Origin of the sequence: Novosphingobium soli, from assembly GCF_042432915.1 — a bacterium.
GTDB classification, from domain to species: Bacteria; Pseudomonadota; Alphaproteobacteria; order Sphingomonadales; family Sphingomonadaceae; genus Novosphingobium; species Novosphingobium soli.
In genome coordinates, this window is record NZ_JBHLWK010000024.1 from 1 (window position 1) to 2,391 (window position 2,391).

The 2,391-nt window shown below is 62.0% G+C and carries 2 protein-coding genes; both read right to left on the reverse strand.

The annotated features are described in order from the left end of the window. Positions 1-86: 86 nt before the first annotated feature. Positions 87-1,091 carry a site-specific integrase gene (locus ACFFJC_RS18225; RefSeq protein WP_009823939.1) on the reverse strand — a complete coding sequence of 335 codons (1,005 nt, stop codon included), beginning with the start codon at positions 1,089-1,091 and terminating at the stop codon, positions 87-89. Beyond that, positions 1,088-2,391, reverse strand: a 1,304-nt coding sequence (locus ACFFJC_RS18230; protein ID WP_379488819.1) for a tyrosine-type recombinase/integrase, incomplete at its 5' end; no start/stop codon positions are given. The genes ACFFJC_RS18230 and ACFFJC_RS18225, both read right to left, overlap by 4 nt.

Genomic DNA, 2,391 nt, shown 5'->3' on the forward strand with positions numbered 1-2,391 from the left:
GCTTATCGCGAGGAAGCGGTAATGCGGAGGAACGCGGCGTAGTCCTGCAAAGCTGCGGAACATTTCGCCACGTCCTTCACATTATTCTATAGGGTGTCGAGCCATCCCATCAGATTGGCATCTCGCTTCCACGAAGGTGGCACGTTGCTCGCCGCCGGGGCGCCAACCTGTTCCAGCGCCTTTCGTTTGGTCTCCAGATTGGCCTGAGCATAGTGATTGGTCGTATCGAGACTGACGTGCCCGAGCCAACTGCGGATGACGGTGATATCGACCCCGGCGGCAACGAGGTGGACGGCGGTCGCGTGCCGGAAGCTGTGAGGCGTAACGTGTTTTGACTGGAGGGTCAGCGTCGATTTCGCGGCTTGTTCCACGTAGGCGTTGAGCTTGAACCGCACCCCTGACGCCCCTAGCGGTTCACCGTATCGATTGACGAAGATCCGCTCATCGGGCGCACGCGGCTGTCGCTCCAGTAGCTTCCTGAGCAATGCCACGGTTTCTGGCCAGAGCGGGCAGATGCGTTCCTTGCGCCCCTTGCCGTAAAGACGCACGAAGTTCGGTGCATCGAACCGGATTGCTTCGGGACAGAGGTCAAGCGCCTCTTGGATTCGCGCGCCACTGTTATAGAGGAACGAGAGCAGTACATGGTCGCGCAGCCCTTCGAGTGTCGATCGGTTGGGCTGGGCGAGGATGGCCTCGACCTCCTCGGGCTCGAGGTAGCACGGCGCGGAGGTGGGCTCCCGCTTCAACGGAACAGCCAGGACCTCTGAGCACTGCGCGATGTATTCCGGATTCTTGTCCGCCACGAAGCTGAAGAAGCTGCGGATGGCGGCCAGTCGGCAGTTCCGCGTGCCGATCGTGGTCTTGCGGCCATGCTCGGTATGATGAAGGAACGCGCGCACCTCGCCGGCCGAGACGTCGGTGAGCGTCAGCCGCGCGACCCCGCAGCCTTTTCGCTCCGCGACGAACCGAAGCAGCAGCCGCCAGGTGTCGCGATAAGAGCGGATCGTGTGGATTGACGCGCTGCGCTGCTCGGCCAGCCACTCCTGGAAGAACGCCCGCAACAACGCGGGCAATGGATTGCCTTTCCTCATGGCCGCGCCTCCGTGACAAGGCACGGGGCGCCGAGCGCGCGGAACCGTTCACTGGCTTCCTGCAACAGATCCTGCGTGACGGTGATGTAGACCAGCGTGGAGTGGAGATCCCGGTGCCCCATGTAGGTCGAGAGGAAGTGCAGTTTTTCCTGAGGGTTAATGCCGGACCGGTACCACTGGAGGATGCGGTTCACCACCATCGAGTGACGAAGGTCATGGACCCGCGGCCCGGTCCGGCCCGAAGCGGGCTTGAGCCCAGCACGGCGCATGACGTTGGTAATCATTGTCGTAACCGCCTCGGGCCTGTAGCGGTCATTTAAGTGGGCATGCCAGAACAGCCCTGATTTCGGGTTCTGTGGGCCGCCAGCGCGCCGCCTCGCATCGATGTACGCGCGCAGTTCGACCGCGACACTGTCGGATAGAGGCAAGATCCTGGTCTTGTAGAACTTCGTTTCCCGGATCGTGATCGTGCTTGATTGCAGGTCCACGTCACCAAGATCGAGCCATGCCAGCTCGCTTCGCCGTAGCCCGGCACAATAGGCCAGCATGATCATGGTGTAGAGGGTCAACGGCCGCAGCGGAGCGTCCGGCGACGGATAAGTCCGTGCGGTATCGAGCATACGCCGAACGTCAGCCGGGCTGAAGATATGCGGTTGCCGATGCTCCCGCGCTACTTCCCGCTCTGGCCGGGGATTGAAGCGCTTTGGCGGGATAGTCGGATCGAGGCGGAACCGCGCCTTGGTCAGGATGCGCGCCAGCTTCTGGCATTCAGCCGCGTGGTTGCGGGTCGGCTTGGCAGCCGCCCAGCTCGCAATCATTGCCTCAAGTGGTTGCTCCGCGAGGTCGGGACGGGCCTGAAGGAACCGATCGAACCGCAGCAGCCAGTGAGCCTGCGCTTCATATTGATATCCCCGGCTGCGCATCAGCATGACATGGTCTTGCATGAAGTCACCCAGCACGCTGCCGAAGGGCGCAGGCCGTCGTAACGCGGCCAAGGATTCGTCGGGATTCGGGGAAGCCAAGGCCCGCCAGATCGGCTTGCTTTGCTTGACGTTGTACCGACGGCGAAGTGCAGCAACAGGGTTGTCGGCGATCAGCCCGATTTCGACGAGGTGGTCGAGGAAGCGGTCGACAATGCAGACCTGATTGAGCAGCGTCGACAATCGCCAACGTTTTTGCATCTCCTTCAGCCAGGCGTCGAGCATCTGCCGGTCCACCGCCGGATGCCGGCGGGCAACATCTTCGAAGGTGCAAAGGAACCAGCGATATGTCGGTACGCTTCCCGGCCGGAACTGCGATT

What these genes read in the sequence shown, in the direction of transcription:
- ACFFJC_RS18225 (WP_009823939.1), bottom strand. Translation starts at nt 1,091, where the DNA reads ATGAGGAAAGGCAATCCATTGCCCGCGTTGTTGCGGGCGTTCTTCCAG.